1 protein-coding gene is annotated in these 1,115 nt (G+C 74.0%); it reads left to right on the top strand.

Features of this window, described 5'->3' with window-relative positions; genetic code table 11:
- The first annotated feature begins 19 nt into the window (after positions 1-19).
- Positions 20-1,036, top strand: a complete 1,017-nt coding sequence (locus GKQ77_RS32955; RefSeq protein WP_219692811.1) for a zinc-binding dehydrogenase — start codon at positions 20-22, stop codon at positions 1,034-1,036.
- The last annotated feature ends 79 nt before the right edge of the window (positions 1,037-1,115 follow it).

Here is a 1,115-nt window from a genome sequence, read left to right as displayed (position 1 = left end):
CCCCCCAAGGAGCCCCACCATGCACGCCATCCGCCTCCACGCCTTCGGCCCCGCCGAAAACCTCGTCTACGAGGAGACCGCGGCCCCCACCCCGGCCGCGGGCCAGGTCCGCGTCACCGTCGCCGCGGCAGGCGTGCACCTCCTGGACACCGCGATCCGCGAGGGCATGCGGGGCCCGCTGCCCGAACTCCCCGCCCTGCCCACGATCCCCGGCCGCGAGATCGCCGGCACGGTCGACGAGCTGGGCGAGGGCGTCGACCCCAAGCTGCTCGGCAAGCGCGTGGTCGCCCACATCGGCTTCGCCCCCGGCGGCTACGCCGAGCAGACCGTCACCGAGGCGTCCCGCCTGCACGTACTCCCCGACGACATGGACTTCGCCGAGGCCGTCGCCCTCATCGGAACGGGACGTACGACGATGGGGATACTCCAGTTCGCCGAGCTGACCCCCGATTCGGTGGCCGTCATCCCCGCCGCGGCGGGCGGCATCGGCACGCTCCTCACGCAGTACGCCAAGCACCGGGGCGCCACCGTCGTCGGCCTCGCGGGCGGCCCGGAGAAGACGGCCCGCGTCCGCGCGAACGGCGCCGACCTCGCCGTGGACTACAAGAACCCCGCCTGGCCCGACGAGGTCCGCACGTACCTGAAGGAGCGGCTCGACGGCCGCGCCGCCACCGTCGTCTTCGACGGCGTGGGCGGCGAGGCGGGCCTGGCCGCGGTCGACCTGCTCGGCCCCGGCGGCGTCCACGTCGTCTTCGGCTGGTCCGGCCAGGGCCTGCACGACGGCGAGGCGCTGACCTTCGGCGAGGAGGAGCTAGCCGTACGCGGCATCACGCAGGTCAACGTCCTCGGCCCGGCGATGATGGCGAAGGCCGGCGGCGACAACCCCGTACGCACGCTGGAGACCGCCGCCCTCACCGAGGCCGCCACGGGCCACTTCACCCCGGCCGTGCAGCGCTTCCCCCTGGCGGAGGCGGCGGCGGCCCACCGCGCGCTGGAGACCCGCGGCACGATGGGCAAGGTCGTCCTGATCCCTTGAGAGCCCCCTGCCGACCCCCTCCCCCGGGCCGAAATTCACCTGCCTTCACGGCATCCGGGAACTACCGTCCGTTATATGG

Source organism: Streptomyces anatolicus (assembly GCF_019400875.1).
Taxonomy (GTDB): Bacteria; Actinomycetota; Actinomycetes; order Streptomycetales; family Streptomycetaceae; genus Streptomyces; species Streptomyces anatolicus.
This window is presented reverse-complemented; position numbering and strand designations above follow the sequence as displayed.

Excerpts from the sequence above, each read along its gene's own strand:
- GKQ77_RS32955 (WP_219692811.1), top strand. The coding sequence starts at position 20 with ATGCACGCCATCCGCCTCCACGCCTTCGGCCCCGCCGAAAACCTCGTC.